Consider the following 19,378-nt stretch of genomic DNA (forward strand, 5'->3'; position numbering starts at 1 on the left):
ATATGATATTGTCTGAAAATTAAGTTGCAGATTCAAATTGTTTGAGAAAACGAACATCATTTTCAAAGAAATGGCGGATATCTTTTATTCCGTATTTAAGCATCGTAATTCTTTCGATGCCCATTCCAAATGCAAATCCGGTATATTTTTTACTATCGATATTACAAGCTTCCAAAACATTAGGGTCAACCATTCCACAGCCCAGAATTTCGAGCCAACCGGTGTATTTGCAAACATTGCAACCTTCGCCGCCACAAATCGAGCAGCTTACATCCATTTCGGCGCTGGGTTCTGTAAAAGGGAAATAGGATGGACGTAACCTTATTTGTGTATCTTCTCCAAACAGCTCTTTGGCAAAATATAACAAAGTCTGTTTCAGGTCGGCAAAAGAAACATTTTCATCTACATATAAACCTTCAATTTGGTGAAAGATACAATGTGAACGTGCAGAAATGGCTTCATTTCTAAAAACCCGTCCGGGGAAAATGGCCCGAATTGGTGGCTGTGTTCTTTCCATTACCCGAATTTGAACACTTGATGTATGGGTACGCAATAAAACGTCGGGATCTTTTTCAATAAAAAAGGTATCCTGCATATCTCGGGCCGGGTGTTCCGGTGGGAAATTCAACGCTGAAAAAACATGCCAGTCGTCCTCAATTTCGGGTCCTTCCGCTACCGTAAAACCCAACCTCCCAAAAATGCTTATAATCTCATTTTTGACAATTGCTAGCGGATGCCTGGTACCCAACTTCATTGGTTCTCCTGGCCTGGTTAGATCTGACCCAACATCACTGCTTCTGTTGGATTCAAATGATTCCTTTAGCGAGTTTATCTTATCAAGCGCAAAGTCTTTTAAATCGTTAATGGCTTTCCCAACTTCTTTTTTCTGTTCTGCCGGAACATTTTTAAAGTCTGCAAACAGTTTGTTGATGCTTCCTTTTTTACTGATATATCGAATACGAAGCTCATCAACTTCCTCCGGATTTGAAACAACTGCAGATTTAATTTCTTCCTGTAAAGCCTTGATTTTATCTAACATTCTTACTTAACTAAAAATTTAAGGAACAAAGATAATCATTCAAATAAAAATATTTTGTTTTATGGGAGCGAATGAAACGATGAATTAACTAAACCATTTTTTTTGAAATAAACGATAAAGGAAAAAAGCGAGTGCTGTATGAGTTGTAATTCCTGCTAAAAAACTTACAGAGAAAAGGGAAAATATTTCTGCACTTTGTATGGCTTTGTATGTCCAGAAGAATGGAATAACTCCAAAAAAATATTCGCAGTTGTCCGGAGTAAAGAATGCAACTACCGGAAGGAAGATAACAACACTCAGCGCTTTGTAAATAGTTGCCGCTTCAATTTTGTTTTTTGCAAAGGCCAGTATTGAAAAAGTCAGAACGGGAGGAATCAGTGCAAAAAGAATGGAGATGGTTAACAAATTCAGGAATGTGAAATAAACCAGACCATTAAATGCGAGAATTAAAAAAGAAAAAGCAAAGCCAAGTACCATCATAAAAATAATGCGGATTTTTAGAATAAAATTTTCAGGCAGTGGCAAAATTCTTAAAACGGTATGAATGTTTTCATCACGTTCATCAAGCAAAATAAAACCGATTAAAAAAGCCGGAGTAGAAGCAGTTACTGACGTAAAACCGGCAACAATGAGCCAATAATAATCGGTTAAAAACGGGATGTATTGTGACAATTCTGCGATTCCAACCCTGCAAACCAATATAATAACTACAGGAAGAAAGAACATGATTAACAAGCTTTTATCTCTTAATATGAGTTTTAGGTCGTTATGTAATATTTTAAGAAGCAGTTTCATGCTTATTCTCCCCTGATAATGTATTTTTTAAAAAGCCGGTTGGCAAAATAGTGCGTAACTCCAATAGCAAGAATTATATATCCAAAAGAATATATAATTTCAAATGATGTTATTTTACAAAAACTTCCCTCAAAAAGAAAAAATGAAGCCTGAGTGGGAAATAGGTATAGCCAGGGAGAGTTTGTCAACCCGAAAAAATTGAGATAAGGCAGTGAGAACGGTGCAATAAATAAAGGAATTACGATAATATACTGGTTGAATGTTTTGATTTTGGCAACCCCGATAAATCCCAGAAAAATAAAAAGCAGGGATGATAAAAAAGTGGCAGACAAAAAATAGAAATAGTTAAAGCGAAAACCATGGCTGGCAAAAATCATCGCAAAGCAAACAATCAACGAAATTATGGTCAGTGAAATGGCTTTTGAATAAAAGTATTGCCAGCTTTTTACCGGAGTTACCACGAGGGCTTGTAATGTGTTTGAACTTTTTTCGAATAAAACTAAAACGCCGGTAAAGATGAATCCCATAAAAGTGGGGTCCGAGAAAATAAGCGCGATAAGAATCTTATCATTCCCGCGTAACCCAAGCAGAAAAAAGATGGCTGTGTATACTGCGGCAATTATCAACGCTACTGTAATAATTTGATTTCTGGCCTGGATTTTCAAATCCCAGATGACCATTTTAAACAATGTTTTCATGTGATAACAGATTTTTCCCGGTTACCTGAATAAAAATATCCTCAAGGCTTGCTTCTTTTGAATGGATGGAACGAATGTGATTCTTTCGTAAAATGTCCAGAAAATCTAAATTATCGGCTAATCCTTCCATCAAAAATTCCTGCGATTCTATAATCCCGTTTTCGTATTCTACCTGAACCACTCTTTTTCCTCCCATTTGTTTTATATTTTTTGGGGAGTCGATAATCTTCAGCTCTCCTTCAACGATAAAAGCAATGCGATCACAAAGTTCATCAGCATCGTGCATGTTATGAGTTGTAATAAAAACAGTTTTGCCTAACTGTTTTTGTTCCAGGATAATATCTTTTATTTTTCGGGCATTCACCGGGTCCATCCCCGATGTGGGTTCATCCAAAAAAAGAATATCAGGGTTGTGCATAACAGAGCGCACAAAATTGAGCCGCATTTTCATCCCTTTCGAGAATTTTTCCACTTTTGTATCGGCATCTTTTGCTAAGCCCACTCTTTCCAGTAAGGGAATAAAATCAACAGGTTTTTGTCTGTAAAACTCTGCAAAGTACTTTAAGTTTTCAAGCGCTGTAAGTTTTAAATAGTGGTTGGGCAACTCAAAACAAACACCAATTTGGTTAAAATAACCACTGTCTGATTTTTTGTGGTTGTGCCCTAAAATTGTAATTTCTCCCAAATAGTTGGTAAGCAACTTAATCAGGATTTTTTGTGTTGTACTTTTCCCTGCGCCACTGGGCCCCAGAAACCCAAAGATTTCACCTTTATCGATTGAGAAAGAAATGTCTTTTACAGTGGCTCCCTTGTTTTTAGGATACCTGTAAACCAGATTTTTAACTTCAATCATTTTTTTGTTATTTAGCTTTTAATCCTGATTTTATTATGGTTAGCATTTCATCTACCACTTTCATTATTTCTTTTTCAGAAAGTGAAAAAAGACGACCGTTTTTGATACTTTCTTTAAAGTCAATTCCTTTAAATGCGGCCAGGTACTCGTATATTCCCAGTTGCGTTTGAAAAATAAAGTGGGCAGCTACCTCCGGCGAAACAGAGTCGCTGAGTTCTCCTTTTTGCTGGTATTTTTGAATGAGCTGCGTAACAAATTTCAGTACGCTTTTTATCATATCTTTTACTACTGTTCCCGTCTCTTCCTCGTTGCTTTCCTGAAGAGCACTATACAGAAACATACTTTCCAGCGGATTTTGTAAATCAAAAATGATTTTATCGCGAAAGTTTTCACGGATGATTTCAAAAAAACTCAGGTCTTTATCATTTAATAAATTTCCCAATTGGTTCATTCTCATTTCGTAGGCATTTTGAATGAGATAGGAGTATAAATCAAACTTGTTTTCAAAGTATCGGTAAAAACTCCCTTTTGCTACTCCCAGTTTTTTTATGATGGTTGAGAGTGAAGCGCTTAAGTAACTATTAAAAGCAAATTCTTCGTAAGCTATTTTTAAAATCTCTCTTTTCCGGTCTTCTATAAGATTATAAAATGTTTGTAACGGCATATTTAAATTTTAAGCGACTACCTGGTCGCAAATATAAAAAATAAAAGCGACTTATCGGTCGCTTTTAGGGAGATATTTTTATATGAGACAATATTTTGGAGGTAATTATCTTGTTTTCAGGGAAATGTATTTAGTCTTTGATTTTTACTGTTAAAAAGACAGGCTCATGATCGGAGTACTGAAAATTCAGAGGAAGTGCTTTTATTTTTTTCAGTTCGATATTTGGAGAAAGAATAAAATAATCGATGACGGTAACCTCTGTTTCCCCCGGAATAAAAGGTGTGTTGATTTTTCTATTGGTTGGTTTTTGGGGATCGAAAGCAATTTTCCAGTCATCAGGGAATAGTTCCCGGTCCAGAGTTTCTTCTCTGAAGGTCGCATATTTACTTTCAAATTTCTCCGGTTCATAATTTGGAGGATTTTGATTCCAGTCGCCGCCAGCTACAACATAATTCCCTTTGTGGTATTCATCCAACATTAAATTGCGAATTAGTGGCATTTCAATATTTCTCAATTTTCCACCGCTATCGTAAGCCGAATTATGTGTATTTATAACAACCAGTTCTTTCCCGTTCGATAATTGAAACCGTGACACGATGAAACAACGGTCGAGCATAAAAAGGCGCTTGGGCCAGGCATAAGCAGAATAAAATGAGTAGCGCAGTGATGAAACCGGGAGGTATTTAGAAAAAATCGCCTGTCCCATTTCAACTTTTGCCAACGGATTCGCCAACGGTATGGGAACAAAACGGACCTTGTAATTGTATCCGAATGATGAGAAATGGCTTGTTAACAAGTCTTGAATCAAACGGAGTTCATCCTGAAGATCTGTACGCGAAGAATTTCGGTCAACTTCCTGTAATAATACAAAATTGATACTATCGTTTGCTTCTAAAAAATCGAGAATCCCAAGTGTATATTTTTCTACCAGGTCAGAAGTTGGTCGTATCATTTTTCCTCCGTCGTAAAAGAAATCCATTTCTGCACCCAAACCGGCATAACCAATATTCCATGAAAGAAAAGTAAATGTAGTGTCCGCGAGATCAGTTTGTTTCTGTGTTCCGTAAACTTCCAGTTCTGAAATTTCATCAGGATGGTAATCCGTGAAAAAGCCTATCAGAATTACAGTTGTAAGATAAATGGCTATCATTAATATCAGAAAAAAGAATACCCGTGATACGTATTTAAAAAATTTTTTCATTCAAACTTTTCTGTAAACGCAATACAAACGAAGTTAAGATTTTCAACAAAATATTTATTACTACAGATTGTAAATCAAAATTATTAAATAAAGCCAAATATAAATACTTTAATGTCTTTCTATTTTTATAGTTTTATTGCATAAGTAACTTTTATACCAATGAAAAATTTTACGCTGTTCTTTTATCTCTTTTTGTTTGTAGTTTTTAGTGTTGGAGCGCAGAATGTTTACTTCCCCGAAAGAGGGACAAACTGGAAAACAAGGCAACCTTCCGAATTTAATATTGATGGGACAAAACTGGGTGAAGCTGTTCAGTTTGCAGAGGGAAACGAGTACTCTGGTTCACGCGATTTACGAATAGCAATTCTGGATGGTTTTAAAAAAGAACCTTTTCATTCTATCGCAGGGCCTACAAAAAAACGAGGCGGACCTGCCGGGCTAATTTTAAAAAATGGATATATTGTTGCACAGTGGGGAGATATTGAGCGTGTTGATATGACTTTTAGTGTAACAAAAAGTTACCTGTCAACCGTATTTGGTGTTGCACTCGACGAAAGTTGGGTTGAAAGTATAAACGATAAAGTCGGAAATTATATTTGGGATTCTACTTTTGAAGGCGAACACAACTCAAAAATTACCTGGGAGCATTTGCTAAACCAGTCGTCGGATTGGAGCGGAGAGTTGTTTGGAATGCACGACTGGGCAGACAGGCCTCCGGCAGAAGGTGGCATCGACGACTGGAAAAACCGTGACATGCACGAGCCCGGAACGTTTTTTAAATATAACGATGTGCGGGTAAATGTACTTGCATATTCGCTTTTGCAGCTTTGGCGAAAACCACTTCCGCAGGTTTTAAAAGAAAAAATAATGGATCCCATCGGAGCAAGTGCTGCATGGCGGTGGTTTGGATATGAAAATTCGTGGGTAACGCTTGACGGTATAAAAATACAATCGGTTAGCGGAGGCGGTCACTCGGGGGGCGGTCTATTTATTAATACACTTGATCATGCCCGCTTTGGGTTGCTTTTTATGAACAATGGAAACTGGAATGGGAAACAGCTTGTTTCCGCGAATTGGATAAAAACGGTCGCTGAACCTTCGCCAGCAAACGAAAGCTATGGATTAATGTGGTGGCTGAATAAAGGAGACCGGAAGATGGAAGGAGTGCCGGAAAATATATTTTATGCTGCCGGGTTTGGAGGTAATTATATTGTGGTTGATCAAAAAAATCAAATGGTAATTGTCACCCGTTGGTTAGAACCATCTCAACTTGGTAATTTTCTTCAACTGGTTTATGATTCCCTGAAATGACATCTCCTCTGATTTTTCAAAAAAGAATCGGATATTCCAACTCCACTCTTATTCTTAACGGAGAAAACTCTGTTCTGGTCGACACCGGAGTGAAAGGGAATTTGAGTGCCTTTAAAGTATGGTTCCGGCAGCATAATCTTAAATTTTCCGATATTAAGCTGATTATTTTAACGCATACGCATTACGATCATACCGGGAATCTGATTGAGTTAAAAAAATTAACGGGGGCCAAGGTTCTGGTTCATAAAAATGAATTTGAACATCTAAAAAACGGAGATACACCTATTCCCAAAGGACAGGGGAAATATCCCCGGTTTATTTCCGCATTGGGGAGAAAGTTTATGCCTGCCTTTGCTTCTCCAAAACCATTTGTAGCTGATTGGGTTAATGAAAATGAATTTAAGCTGAACACTTTTGGAATAGAAGGAAAGGTTTTTACTACACCCGGACATTCAGCGGGTTCTCAATCGGTTTTAGTTGATGATATCCTAATTTCGGGCGATACATTCGTAAATATGCGTAATGGTCAGATTTTCCCGCCTTTTGCTGACGAGCCTCAGATTTTGCTGGAAACCTGGCAGCAATTATTTGACATGGAAATTAAGCTTATTTACCCTGGTCATGGTAAAAAGTTTAAAATTGAAAAAGCATTTCCTGACTTTGAAAAATGGAGTAAAAAGCTGAAATATAAAACTACCTGATTTCAAAAGTAGTTTCGCCAATTACATTTCCATCGGCGAACAGATCAACTTTGTATGTACCCGGCATCAGTTCCGGTTCATTTGTGTTGTCCCAGAAAATATGAACCGGTAACTCCTGCCCCTCATAAACAACTGTTCGCATTACTGAATACGGAATTTTTACGTCTTCAAACTGAAATAAATCGTCTGACGATTTGGTCATTAAAAGTTGGTCGGGTCGGGTTATTCGGACATAAATATTTTTATCTCCGCGTTTTGCCGTTGCGTTTTTGCTAAGAACAAGATAGATTCTTATTGTTTCGGTACGTCGTGCAAAGCGTGTCTCCTTGCTCCTGTCGTTTAGTGGTTCAGCTACCAATTCGCGGGCTTCCAGCATCGCTGCACGCTGCACGGTTTGTTGCAACCGTTCCTTTTCCCGGTTCAATTGCTGATTCCGCGATTCTACTTCTTTGTACTGTTCCTTTACTTCAAGGTTTTCGGCCATCAACTCTTTGTTTCGTGTATTCAATGAATCGATCTGCGCCGCAAAATCACGCATGATTCCTCGTAAAGTGGTTACCTGCTTCTGGTAATCGTTAATTTTCTGATAACTGATTTTTTTGGTTTGCTCTACTTCCAGCAGCAAATCTTTCACTTTTGTTTGGGCTACAAGTAATTGTTCGTTAATTGTATCATTTTCTGTACTTAAAGAATCGTAACTTGTTGCAATACGGGTAAGTTCGTTTTGTATCGAATCTTTTTCTGTCTTAATTTCATTTACAATGGTTCTGTGCTCCCTGTTTTGAAAGAAAAAGAGCACAACAACAACAACCAAAATAACAGATAATACGATTACGATTATATTGTTCCGCTTCTCTTTAGCAGATTGTTTTTTTGATTCATTCAAATTTTCCATAAACGAAACGATAAGATTATAAGCTATAAACGCTGCAAAATTAATAATCTTTTATGCTGTTACAAATAAATAAAAGCTGCCTGTAAATTCAGACAGCTTTTATTTACTTTTTTATGATATTTTGTTACAGGAAATTTCCAATATTTACTCCGAAATATATCGTACGTGGCGACATGGGCCCGTAAATATAAGCAGGGTCGCGATCAACACCTGTATCAAAATCTTTCTGATAACTGTTGAAGATGTTTTTTGCACCTCCAATAATTTCCAGACTCATAACATCGGACAAGTGAATTTCATAAGTAAGTTTTATACCTGCGTCAAAAAAGGAATCAGAAGTGTTTAGCTGGCCAATTTCCGGATTCGCCGCCAGCGGGCCAAAATAGGGAACCAGCATGGATCCTGAATAATTACCTGTAAAAGCAAGGCTAAATTCGTGAAGTGGGTTATAATTTAAACTTAAATACCCGTAACTATCGGGAGAACGGAAAAACCGGGTTTCGTCGAATTCCTGAGGCTCATCAAATGAGCTCCTCTGAATGGTGAATCCCGACTGAATCTGTAATTTTTCTGAAGGAGTTGCATTTAATTCCAAATTAAATCCCTTCACGGTGGCTCCATCTTCCGCATTTACGCGGGTGTATACAACTACTCCGTCTTCATCCGGTGTACCGTATTCGTTGGAAAACGGATCGTTTAGACGAGTGAAAAATCCCTCAGCTAAAAACTGTACCTGCCAGTTGCCAAACATATTTGTATAATCAAACGATGCCGTAAAACTGTTAGAGGATTCCTGCTTTAAATCCGTGGCGTTTTCGTGTAAAACCTTGCGCGACCCGGAAGTTTCGATGTGCAAATCTTCATCAAAAATCTGCGGCGCCCTAAATCCTTTAGCAAAGCCTGTCCTGAATTGGAGATTATCAGCAATATTGTACAAAAGGCTCACTCTGGGGCTTAAAACATCGCCAGTAATGTCGTCGCTTTCTTTTGTAACATCAGAAACGGTGTAGTGGTCATAACGTATTCCGGCAGTAATTACCCATTTCAGAAGCGTCCATTCCGATTGCAGAAAGCCTGCCTGTGTAACTACTTTCTGGTCGGCAACGAGCGTGTTTCCATAGTGAGTATCTTCTTCGGGAGCATAATATCCCAGCTTTTTGTCTTCCAGAAAACTTCCATTATATTCCAATCCCGAAGTGAGTGACGCCGATGCAAAAATCAGGTAGTCTATCTTCCGGTTATATTGTAAGCCTGAAGAAAATGTAAAGTCTTCTGTTTCTCCGTAAGCCGATAAGTCCTGATTGGCTCCGTAATATGACCCGCGGTTTACGCTTTGTGCAGAAAAGAATGCGGAGAACTTGTCGGTCTCACGCATAAGTAAATCAAAATTAATTGCACCAGTGTTAATATCATGAGTTACACTTTCTGAAATGTCTGACTCATGCAGCGGGAGATCAAATTTATTTCCACCTCTCCGGTACTCGTTAATTTTAAAATAATCAACAGTTAGTTTTCCACGGTCGGAAATACGGTGAAAAATCCGGGTTCCCAGGGTGAGATTTTCAATCAAAGCAATTTCCGAAAATCCATCACCATTTGCATCGTAGGGATTTCTTTTTCGTGTAAATCCAAATAAACTCATTCCTGATTTATAGTCATCGCTGATAAATGAACCATTTAAGTTAAGGTTGGCATCGCCGGCAATCTCTCCATCGGTACCTGCTCCTGTAAGTGAATAGTTTCCTGATACCGAAAAGTTATTTACGACCGGGTCTTTGGTAATTAGATTGATCGTTCCGGCAATCGCATTACTTCCATACATTGCAGAACCACCACCACGAATTACTTCAACACGTTCGATCATATTTGCCGGGATTAGTTCCAGTCCGTAAACTCCTGCAAGGCCACTAAAAACCGGGCGCGAGTTAATCAGTATCTGAGAATAAGGGCCTTCCAGCCCATTCATTCTAACTTGAGAAAATCCACAGTTCTGGCAGTTATTTTCCATTCTCAACCCGGGCGCAAAATTTAAACCTTCGCTCAGTGTTACATTTGATGTCCGCTCAAATAATTTGGGATTAATACTGTTTACAATGGTTGGTGATTCTCTCCTGCTTTTTTCGTTTCTGTCAGCCGATACAACAACCTGATCCAGGCCAATAACATCAGAAGTTAATTCAGCAAGAATTGTTACACTTTTTTTTGCCTCAAGCTTTATTCTTTTTTCAAGTGTTTTATAGCCGATAGCAGAAATAATCACGGTTTGTTCTCCAACAGGAAGGTTTGTCATTTTAAAATGCCCGGTAGCGTCGGCGGCAGCGCCAATCGTAGTTCCTTTTATGGTTATCGTCGCAAAAGGTATGTGCTCACCTTCTGATTTTACGTCGCCAAATAGCATGGCATCTGTTTTTGGTTTTTTTTCAGGATCGTCTGCAACACTGAATTTCACCAAAATAAACAGAAAAGCACAAAGTGCATAAATCACTTTCATTTGTGGTTTGTTTTGGTCACATATTAATACTTAAGAATCCTTTTAAGGGAGGATTGATTCGTATTTCTATGTGGATTATGTTTCTCCGATTTCTAAAATTTTTGTTTGAGGATTTTTATACAATCAGATAAGGAGGTGCACGTGGCGATGAGTCCAGATAGATTATGAAATTTTCTACCTTGTCGTTGGAAATAAAATATCGGTAAGGTTTAAAACATTCATTATTTTGAAAACTAATTTCTTCCGGAATAGTAAACGAATCAAAATGAAAGCAGTGGAAGAAACAAATTTCTGTTTTTGTATGTTTGTGATTGTTAATAGGCTTCCCATCTTCTTTATTAATCGGATGAGAGTGAGTAACTACAATTCCGTTGGAACAAAAGTGAGTATGTTTATTCAGAATGGAATTCTGGATAATAGAAAAATATACCGGAATAACCAGTAGAAAAATAAATTTGATATTTTTTCGGATATACTCCACTTTAAGATTTCAGGAAAGCAAAATTAAGAATGTTTCTAAATTAAAATGGTAAAAATATTACAATTAATCTATTTTTAACAATGGCTAAACGTAAAGCAGTAGTTGAAATTTTCAGTTACGGTGAATACTCAAAATGGGACAGAGAAAGCAAATCAATCCCCAGAATTTTAAAATTTGCCACCGAAATAGAGGCTGAAATTGGAACCGAGTTTGGCTATGTTCTGCGTATTAAAAACGGGAAGGGTAAACTGTTGTCTTTTAAAATTGACCATCCACCTTTTACCGATGATGAAGGTAATGTAAGACCACCTTTTACCGGCGAACAATACATCAGAACCAATGACTTTGAGTTTTATTTAGGCGATTGTGTTTGGGCACCTTTGGAAGATAAACTTGGGGAATGGGAGATTACCACTTACCTGGAAACAAAAATTGTAGCCCAAAAAACATTTCATCTTGTGAGAAAGTAAAAATGCTTATCACCATAAATCTAATTCTCAGGCTACTTTTTTTACCTCTGCCGAAAGTTTTTCCAGAGCTTTGTCGGCTTCACTTAACAGATCTTCAACAATTTTTTTGTAATACTGTTTCACCATCTTCGGATTGTCTTTCCCATCCGGATGATTTACCCTGATTTTAAATTCGCGATGTTTGACAATCACCTCACGAACGATATCAAGAATTTTTTCATTATCTACTTTTGAATTTTCTTCAAGAACCAGAAAACAGTCGCTTATTACCAGAGACATAATCAAGTCGATGTCTTTTTTTAGATTTTTTACGCTTGCCATTTTTACCTGTGATTTTAATTTAAAAGTATAAAAAATGTGATGAGGAAACTAATTATCTACGCAAAAGTCCGCCTCCTGAGCCTTGATTAAGAAGATTGTTTTGTTGTCTGCGTTCGTTTTCTGCCTCTTTTTTTGCCTTTTCTTCCGCTTCTTTTCTTTTTTGTTCTTCAAGCTCGTGATCTATAATCTTCTTGACAAAACTTTCATTTGCAGTTAAATCCAGTGCTATTGAACTGTCCCAGTTGGAGCGAACCTTAATAATGCTATTCAGGTAATATATTTCTTCCGGTTGGTATTTATCCTGGTAACTACCGGTGTCCCATTTGCCGTTGTTGTTCCGATCGAGAATAACTTTTATGATATATTTGGCAGGCTCCAGGTATTCAAATGTAACTGTTTGGTCTTTGTCTATTCTTTTTTGAGACAGGACCTCTTCATTATTATCCAGAAGTTGAACAATGGTTGGTGTGTCTACGTTTGTGCAATTTGCCAAAATCTGACCATAGTAATCATCTTCACGGCTTTTAAATTTTTTTGAAATTCCCTTGCTGGTAATTCCATAAATATTTTCCGCTGCAGCAGAATCAACTTCAATCGTATAGCCGGTTTCCGGTTCCCAGTTAGCTGAAATGTTGTATGTACGATAAGCTACGCTATCTTTTGTAAATTTATATTCTAGAGGAGTTTTTAGTGTATCGTCAGTTAAATATAGCGTAAAATCGTTTTTATCTAAATTTTTTAACGGTTCCGGAGCAGTAAATTTCAGGTCTTCGTTTAGTTCAACGGTAGAACCAAACGATGTTTCCCATACAAATTGCGGAATCTCAGCCTGAGCATCTTCCTGCTCATCTTCGTCATCTCTGCCCCTTCTTCTTCCTCTGGGAGTTTCTTTTTTCTCCGGTTCGGAGAAATTCATTTGCAGAGTGTCGTGGTGGACATACACTTGTTGAGTCGAATCAAGCTGAAAATAGGATACGTCCATTAAAAGAGTATCCTTTTGGGCCAGCAAAGTATCTGTAATCCAAAAAGTAATCGAGTCCATTTTTGAGTTTGGTTCCAATATATACCAGTCTTCAACATTGGAATCTACCAACTGAATATTAAATGTGTCGTCAACAGATTCGTTAAACACGAAGTTGCATTTGTAACGGGTTGATCGCGTATAGGAATCAATATACTGTTCAAACAAATCTTCGGTAAATTGTCTCAAATATATGGGCTCTGGCAAAAAATGAGTATGGCCCGTAATCAACAACGAATCTACACCGCGGACCAGTGTGTCCCTTTCTGCTTCAAATGTGGCTGACGGCACGATAATCGAATCGAAAAAAGCAATTTCTTCTGCACCTTCATTGTATTTTAAATCGGAGTTGGCATCATTTAATGAAAACAAATGATAGCTTCCAGGAGGAATATTATCGATCATAAAAACCCCATATTCATCGGTTTTGGCAATAAAATCGGGTAGCTCAGTATATACTGCCGAGTCGTGGAGATTATTGTGGAGCAGAACCAAGGCATTTTCAACAGGCTCCATGTTGAAACTGTTAACCACACTTCCGGCTACACGAAGTGAGTCATAAACATCTCCGGTGCTAAACGAAAACCTCATATTATTTAAAGGGTTTCGTTCATTGTTATCAACTATCGAATTTTTAAAATCGAGCGAGTAGGTGGTGCTGTCTTTTAGGTCTTCATTAAATTTAATAATTACCGTTTTCGATTTTGTCCTGATTGAAGGTCTTTTTTTCAGCGGTGGCGAAACGACCAATATTTCTGAAATCTGATCGGTTATCACATATTCATTGAAAGTAAAACGAATTTCGTCATCGTCGAAACTTAGTGCCTTATATTTTGGTTGTGTACTTAACAAAACAGGGGGCACAGTATCCTTTGGGCCGCCGGTTGGCATTCCCTGGTTGGCACACGACGAAATAATTACAATCCACGCCAATGTAACAACAAAAAAAAGCGGTATTTTCCCAAAAAATTTCATCTGCCTAAAAATGGATCACAAACATACAAATTCCTGCAAACAAAGAATGTTATGTGTTGTTAAATTAACTTAGAACTCCCGAAATTTTCCTTAATTCGCAAGAATGAATAAAAAATGGACCACTTGACAGCTAGATTTGATTTTGCATATATTAATCCGGGGTTTGACAATTTTGTTTCTATTGAACGGAAAATAAAAGAAGGATTTAATGTAGTAATCATTATTGAGAATGATTTACAACGAGAAGATAATTTTTATACAACACAGTTTTATCCTTTTTCTGCTTTTGTTTTTAAAAATAGGATAAAACAGTATAACAAGATGAAAAATCTGGTTAAGTTGGCTCCACATCTTGTTCGTTCGCAAAAGGTTTTTTATCCTGATTATTCCTTGAATAGTAAATACTATGCAATAATTGCCGACTACTTTTTTGAGAATACTTATCAGTTTAAGTCGCAGACAATTTCAAAAGGAACCCGGAGTATTTTTTCCAATTTAAGAATGACAGCAAGCAGGGGGATTTATTTTCAGGAATATACAGTTAATATATCACGGTTTTATATCGAAGTGTTAAAATACCTCCACAAAACAGGAGTTGAAGTTTTTGTGAATTGTTCGTTTAAATTAGATGGAGAGAAGTTGATATTTATAGCGCCGGCAAAAGAGATACAGATAAGCCAGGTCATTTGGGGAAATAATTTGCAGAAGAATATTTACGAATTTTCAACGGAGGCTCCCCGCAAATTCTCGATGTTTGTAAACGACTCTCTCGGTAAGTTCAGATTTAAAGAAGATAACGGATATCTCCAGGTTGAACCGATGAGTGATTTGGAATCTTATTCAAAAAGCGATATGATGGCTCTTGTGGGGAGTTACTTTCAGTTGAATTTTGGGGAGCTACAGGTGAAGAAGAAGAATATTTTTCAATTCTCACTTAATGCTTTATCGTCTTTGTATACTTCCATCACTAAAGGGTTGCCATGTACCTTTGGCAATGCAGATTTTGGAGATATGTTTGAGCTTTGCCGCGAAAAGTTCGATTTGGCAAAACAATGCGGAATTAGTTTTCCGGAATTTCAGGTTTTGTTTCATCGTTACGGTGAAGGGATTGATGAAATGATAGAAATAGCTTATGAAAAAATAAACGAGCGGAGGGATTCTGAATCCATTTGGGCAGATGTGGAAAGTGAGTATCAGAAAAAATATGAGTGGAAAATATAAATCAGCCACAGTCCCGGTTGTTCAAATAAAAAAAACTAACTTGTTCAATTATTAATTCAGAAATATTACATGGCTAAAAAGAAGAAGAAAAAACGATATTTCAAAAATAAAAAAACCGGCACTTTTAATAAGAAGAAACTTAAAAACGCCATTCTTTCCATTTTGTATGAAGAACCAGCCAAAACTGTAAATTATAAACAAATTTCTACATGGATTGGAATTAAAGATTCTGAAACACGAAAACTGGTACATATAGTTCTCCAGGAATTAGAGGAGGATGAATATCTTAATCAGGTTTCGAGGGGAAAGTTTAAACTTAAAGCCAAAACCGGATCCGTTTCAGGAGTTGTTGAACTCCAGCCGCAGGGATTTGCTTATGTGAACAGCGAAGAGGTTGATCGTCCGATTTTAATTTCACAGCGAAACCTAAAACATGCAATGGAGGGCGACAAAGTGAGGGTTCATTTGTATGCGCGGAGAAAAAAGCATGATCTGGAAGGTGAAGTTACCGAGATTATTGAACGAAAGAAAACGGTGTTTGTAGGAACAGTTCAAACATCAAAAAACTTTGCTTTTTTGGTTCCAACGGGGAAGGTGGGTTTTGATATTTTTATTCCCGGGGAAAAGTTACTGGGGGCTAAAAACGGGCAAAAAGCCATTGCTGAGATATTAGAATGGCCAACACATGCGCGAAGTCCGTTTGGACAAATAAAAGAAGTTTTGGGCAATACGGGCGACAACGATGCGGAGATGCACGCAATTTTAGCTGAATTTGAATTGCCACATCATTTCCCTCAAAACGTGGATAAAGCGGCGGAAAAAATTATGCTGGAAATACCGCAAGAAGAGATTCAAAAACGCCGTGATGTGCGTGGTATAACAACTTTTACAATAGACCCGGCTGATGCAAAAGATTTTGACGATGCACTTTCTGTTCAACAACTTAAAAACGGGAACTGGGAGGTAGGTATTCATATTGCCGATGTAACACATTATGTTACTCCAAATTCAATTATCGAAGAAGAAGCAAAAAACCGGGCTACTTCGGTTTACCTTGTCGACCGGGTGGTGCCGATGTTGCCCGAGCGTTTATCAAACGGAGTTTGTTCACTTCGTCCGAATGAAGACAAGCTCTGTTTCTCAGCTATTTTTGAGATGAATGAAAAGGCTGAGGTTTTAAATGAGTGGTTTGGAAAAACAGTAATTCATTCCAACCGTCGTTTTACCTATGAAGAGGCACAGGAAATTATCGAGACCGGAGAAGGAGATTTAAAAAACGAGGTTTTGAAATTGGATGAACTGTCAAAAAAACTCAGAGATAAAAGGTTTAAAAAAGGTTCGATTGCATTTGACCGGATTGAAATTAAATTTAAAATCGACGAAAAAGGAAAGCCGCTGTCGGTTTATTTTAAAGAAGCAAAAGATTCCAATAAACTGATTGAGGAATTTATGTTGCTGGCAAACAAGCAGGTTGCAGAGAAAATTGGAAAAGTAAAACAAAAAAAATCGCCAAAGACTTTTGTTTATCGTATTCACGACAAACCGGATCCCGATAAACTGGTTTCTTTTAATACATTTATTCACCGGTTTGGTTACGGCATTCAGCTTTCAACCCCAAATGCTGTGTCTAGCTCATTAAACAATTTGCTAAACAATGTGAAAGGCAAAAAAGAACAGAATGTAGTTGAAACACTAGCTATAAGGGCAATGGCAAAAGCCGAGTATTCAACCCGGAACATTGGCCATTATGGTTTGGCTTTTGAGTACTATACGCATTTTACATCACCGATACGTCGTTACCCCGATATGATGGTTCATCGGCTGTTGGAAAGATATCTTGCCGGTGGCCGTTCAGTAAATGAGCAGAAGTTTGAAGATTTGTGCCGGCATTCGTCTGATATGGAAACCAAGGCTGCGAACGCAGAAAGAGCTTCAATAAAATATAAGCAGGTTGAGTTTATGCAGGATCATGTTGGGAAAATTTATCCGGGTGTCATTTCCGGAATTACTGACTGGGGGATTTATGTTGAGTTGGAAACCAAAATTGAAGGTATGGTCCCCATCCGTGAGCTGGATGATGATTTTTATATTTTTGACGAGCGAAACTATGCATTGGTTGGCCGGCATAAACATAAAAAATATCAACTCGGTGATGAGGTTACTGTAAAAATATGGCGTACGAATCTGGAAAGAAAGCAGTTAGATTTTTTACTGGTTGAAAACGAACGCTAGTTAATCTTCGAATATTAACGATGCAGATATCACCTGTTTAAGGGAGTTTTGGAAGGGAAAAACATATGTCGTCTTTGAAAGTTAAAAATTCTAAAACGTTTCAACGGGTTAAATAAATCGCTATCTTTGCTTACTTCAAATGTCAATAAACAGACTTAAAAATGCAGATCAACCAGGAAAACGGCAATAAAAAAGACCAAAACAGGGAAACCATCTTAAAAATTGCCCGTGAAATTTTTAGCAAATACGGCTACAAAAAAACAACACTCGACGATATTGCAAATGCTGTCAGAAAAGGTAAAAGTTCACTTTACTATTATTTTAAAAGTAAAGAGGATCTTTTTCAGGCGGTAATTATGAAAGAAGTTGATATTTTGGCTCATGAGCTGGAAATTGTAATAAATAGAAATACCGATCCGGTTGATAAACTGCGGGATTATATTTTAACCAAACTTTCCACATTCCGAAGTCTTGCTAATTTTTATCATGCCATTGAAGGTGATGTTACTGCAGTAGATTTTATTGAGGACATAAAACATAAGTATGAACAAGATGAAATTCGCATGATCAAACGGATTCTTATTGAGGGCGTTCGTAAAAATGAGTTTGAAATTTACGATTTTAGTCTGGCTGCTATTGGAATCACTACAGCCATCAAAGGATTGGAAATGCCACTCTCAGCAGGTAACTACGGTGGTGTAAACCTGGAAAGAAGTGTTGATACCATTCTTAAAATTGTCTGCTACGGTATAATGAAACGTTAGCAAAGTATTAGCTTCTTGCATTTTGTTTGTTATAGGTTTTCTACAACAAGATAACCAAAGAAATAGAGGAAAAATGCCAGCCCTAAAAGTACAATTGTTATACTCATCCATTTCAATTTGATGGTAAAAATAATTTCCTTTTGAAGACGGTTGTAGTAAACGTGTAAAATGGCCAATAGATTAATTACAACAATAACGGCAGGGCTACCCAGAATTAGAAACCAAAGAATCCAGTTAAAAATACTTGCATCGCCATATTTTTGGTCAAGATTAATAACCGAACTGTAAAAAACAGTTACAATTTTCCAGTCAACTTTCAAATATTGGGCAAAAATAACTCCGAGCGTAAATAATGCGGGTACAATAGCTAAAACAATTGTTGCCCGGCTCGAAAAGTGTGACGATAGAATGGGAATCTTAATCATCTCTTTTGCTGATTTTGCTTCAACTTCTATTTCCTGAAGGGTTTTAAATTGTTCTTCCAGATTTTTATTCATTGTTTTTTATGAATTAAATACACTAATTTCTTTTGGGTTGCATCTTTCTCAGTTTTTCAATTCCGCGACTAAGATGCGATTTTACCGTTCCTGTTTTTAAATTCAGTACCTGCGAAATCTCTTCAGTCGTCAGGTTCTCAATATATTTTAAAGAAATACAATCGCGTTCATTTTCTGACAACTGGTTCAAATCGGCAACTAATTTTTTAACAGTGCTCATTTTTTGAAGCCGGTTTTCAACCTGTATTTTTTCTTCTTCAACTCCGGGTGAAGTTTGATTTCTTAAATGCTCATATTCTGAATTTAGGTAACGGGGCCTGTATTTCTGATTTCGGAAATACAATCTAATTTCATTTTGTGAAATTTTAAAAAGCCAGATAATTATGGGAACACCATTCCACCTGAATCGTCGAATAGAAATAAAAGCCTTTATGAAAATCTCGGAACAAATGTCTTTGGCGGTTTCATAATCCATTACTCCTTTTAAGACGTAGGAAAATATTCGGTCAAAATACTGATCGTAAATGATTTCGAATTTTTGCGGATTCTTTTTTATTTCAGAAAGTAATTTCTTTTCGTCGCTGGCTCCCAAGTTCTTTTTAGTGTTAAATGAAAATTTTTGGAAAAGGTTGCAAAAATAGCGTATAAAAAAAGAGGCTGTCCCAAAAGGATTTTGTATTCGGGTAGGTATCTGAGAAATTTTTCAAATACTCAACTCTTCAAATACATAATCAGACTTTTGGGACAG

General features: G+C 37.1%; 19 protein-coding genes. 6 read left to right on the forward strand and 13 right to left on the reverse strand.

Translation table 11 applies throughout. The features are described 5' to 3' along the window. Positions 1 to 19: 19 nt before the first annotated feature. The 6 genes from pheS to K5G00_RS19800 form a co-directional block, all read right to left on the reverse strand. Positions 20 to 1,039 carry a phenylalanine--tRNA ligase subunit alpha gene (gene pheS / locus K5G00_RS19775; RefSeq protein ID WP_238767964.1) on the reverse strand — a complete coding sequence of 340 codons (1,020 nt, stop codon included), beginning with the start codon at positions 1,037 to 1,039 and terminating at the stop codon, positions 20 to 22. An 84-nt stretch (positions 1,040 to 1,123) separates the two neighbouring features. Continuing rightward, the gene (locus tag K5G00_RS19780) at positions 1,124 to 1,765 is read right to left on the reverse strand and encodes a hypothetical protein (RefSeq protein ID WP_238767965.1); all 642 of its coding nucleotides are present in this window, start codon (positions 1,763 to 1,765) and stop codon (positions 1,124 to 1,126) included. Positions 1,766 to 1,836: 71 nt separating this feature from the next. Continuing rightward, positions 1,837 to 2,532 carry a fluoroquinolone export ABC transporter permease subunit gene (locus tag K5G00_RS19785; protein WP_238767966.1) on the reverse strand — a complete coding sequence of 232 codons (696 nt, stop codon included), beginning with the start codon at positions 2,530 to 2,532 and terminating at the stop codon, positions 1,837 to 1,839. After that, a complete protein-coding gene (locus K5G00_RS19790; RefSeq protein ID WP_238767967.1) occupies positions 2,516 to 3,385 on the reverse strand; it encodes an ABC transporter ATP-binding protein in 870 nt (289 codons plus the stop codon). The genes K5G00_RS19785 and K5G00_RS19790 overlap by 17 nt, the downstream gene beginning before the upstream one ends. Positions 3,386 to 3,392: 7 nt before the next feature. After that, entirely contained in the window at positions 3,393 to 4,049 is a 657-nt protein-coding gene (locus tag K5G00_RS19795) for a TetR/AcrR family transcriptional regulator (RefSeq protein ID WP_238767968.1), read from the reverse strand. A gap of 130 nt (positions 4,050 to 4,179) precedes the next feature. Then, positions 4,180 to 5,250, reverse strand: coding sequence for an endonuclease/exonuclease/phosphatase family protein (locus K5G00_RS19800; protein ID WP_238767969.1), 1,071 nt, complete (start codon positions 5,248 to 5,250; stop codon positions 4,180 to 4,182). 159 nt (positions 5,251 to 5,409) lie between these two features. On the opposite strand from K5G00_RS19800, the gene K5G00_RS19805 reads away from it, so the two are divergent. Both K5G00_RS19805 and K5G00_RS19810 read left to right on the forward strand, forming a co-directional pair. Next, positions 5,410 to 6,561 carry a serine hydrolase domain-containing protein gene (locus K5G00_RS19805; protein ID WP_238767970.1) on the forward strand — a complete coding sequence of 384 codons (1,152 nt, stop codon included), beginning with the start codon at positions 5,410 to 5,412 and terminating at the stop codon, positions 6,559 to 6,561. Further along, positions 6,558 to 7,262 carry an MBL fold metallo-hydrolase gene (locus K5G00_RS19810; RefSeq protein WP_238767971.1) on the forward strand — a complete coding sequence of 235 codons (705 nt, stop codon included), beginning with the start codon at positions 6,558 to 6,560 and terminating at the stop codon, positions 7,260 to 7,262. The genes K5G00_RS19805 and K5G00_RS19810 overlap by 4 nt, the downstream gene beginning before the upstream one ends. Here K5G00_RS19810 and K5G00_RS19815 read toward each other — a convergent pair. From K5G00_RS19815 to K5G00_RS19825, 3 genes are all read right to left on the reverse strand, one after another. Further along, positions 7,255 to 8,157, reverse strand: a complete 903-nt coding sequence (locus K5G00_RS19815; RefSeq protein WP_238767972.1) for a coiled-coil domain-containing protein — start codon at positions 8,155 to 8,157, stop codon at positions 7,255 to 7,257. The two genes, K5G00_RS19810 and K5G00_RS19815, sit on opposite strands and share 8 nt — an antisense overlap. 124 nt (positions 8,158 to 8,281) lie before the next feature. Further along, entirely contained in the window at positions 8,282 to 10,648 is a 2,367-nt protein-coding gene (locus K5G00_RS19820; protein WP_238767973.1) for a TonB-dependent receptor, read from the reverse strand. Positions 10,649 to 10,763: 115 nt separating this feature from the next. Continuing rightward, positions 10,764 to 11,129 carry a hypothetical protein gene (locus tag K5G00_RS19825; RefSeq protein ID WP_238767974.1) on the reverse strand — a complete coding sequence of 122 codons (366 nt, stop codon included), beginning with the start codon at positions 11,127 to 11,129 and terminating at the stop codon, positions 10,764 to 10,766. An 80-nt stretch (positions 11,130 to 11,209) separates the two neighbouring features. Between K5G00_RS19825 and K5G00_RS19830 the strand changes: the two genes are divergently transcribed. Then, positions 11,210 to 11,599 (forward strand): DUF3859 domain-containing protein, encoded by a 390-nt coding sequence (locus K5G00_RS19830; protein ID WP_238767975.1) that lies wholly within the window; start codon positions 11,210 to 11,212, stop codon positions 11,597 to 11,599. Between the two features lie 27 nt (positions 11,600 to 11,626). Here K5G00_RS19830 and K5G00_RS19835 read toward each other — a convergent pair whose 3' ends face one another. Together K5G00_RS19835 and K5G00_RS19840 are read right to left on the reverse strand one after the other, a co-directional pair. After that, positions 11,627 to 11,920 (reverse strand): hypothetical protein, encoded by a 294-nt coding sequence (locus K5G00_RS19835; protein ID WP_238767976.1) that lies wholly within the window; start codon positions 11,918 to 11,920, stop codon positions 11,627 to 11,629. 52 nt (positions 11,921 to 11,972) lie between these two features. Continuing rightward, positions 11,973 to 13,916, reverse strand: a complete 1,944-nt coding sequence (locus K5G00_RS19840; RefSeq protein ID WP_238767977.1) for an Ig-like domain-containing protein — start codon at positions 13,914 to 13,916, stop codon at positions 11,973 to 11,975. A gap of 123 nt (positions 13,917 to 14,039) precedes the next feature. Here K5G00_RS19840 and K5G00_RS19845 point away from each other — a divergent pair, with 123 nt between their 5' ends. The 3 genes from K5G00_RS19845 (at position 14,040) to K5G00_RS19855 (ending at position 18,133) form a co-directional block, all read left to right on the forward strand. Further along, positions 14,040 to 15,137, forward strand: a complete 1,098-nt coding sequence (locus tag K5G00_RS19845) for a hypothetical protein (protein ID WP_238767978.1) — start codon at positions 14,040 to 14,042, stop codon at positions 15,135 to 15,137. 69 nt (positions 15,138 to 15,206) lie between these two features. Further along, positions 15,207 to 17,369, forward strand: a complete 2,163-nt coding sequence (gene rnr, locus K5G00_RS19850) for a ribonuclease R (RefSeq protein ID WP_238767979.1) — start codon at positions 15,207 to 15,209, stop codon at positions 17,367 to 17,369. A 161-nt stretch (positions 17,370 to 17,530) separates the two neighbouring features. Next, positions 17,531 to 18,133, forward strand: coding sequence for a TetR/AcrR family transcriptional regulator (locus K5G00_RS19855; RefSeq protein ID WP_238767980.1), 603 nt, complete (start codon positions 17,531 to 17,533; stop codon positions 18,131 to 18,133). A 29-nt stretch (positions 18,134 to 18,162) separates the two neighbouring features. Here K5G00_RS19855 and K5G00_RS19860 read toward each other — a convergent pair whose 3' ends face one another. Together K5G00_RS19860 and K5G00_RS19865 are read right to left on the reverse strand one after the other, a co-directional pair. Then, positions 18,163 to 18,630 carry a hypothetical protein gene (locus K5G00_RS19860; RefSeq protein WP_238767981.1) on the reverse strand — a complete coding sequence of 156 codons (468 nt, stop codon included), beginning with the start codon at positions 18,628 to 18,630 and terminating at the stop codon, positions 18,163 to 18,165. A 22-nt stretch (positions 18,631 to 18,652) separates the two neighbouring features. Continuing rightward, a complete protein-coding gene (locus K5G00_RS19865; protein WP_238767982.1) occupies positions 18,653 to 19,222 on the reverse strand; it encodes an RNA polymerase sigma factor in 570 nt (189 codons plus the stop codon). Between the last annotated feature and the right edge of the window lie 156 nt (positions 19,223 to 19,378).

Origin of the sequence: Maribellus maritimus, from assembly GCF_022267315.1 — a bacterium.
In the GTDB taxonomy this organism is placed as follows: domain Bacteria; phylum Bacteroidota; class Bacteroidia; order Bacteroidales; family Prolixibacteraceae; genus Draconibacterium; species Draconibacterium maritimum.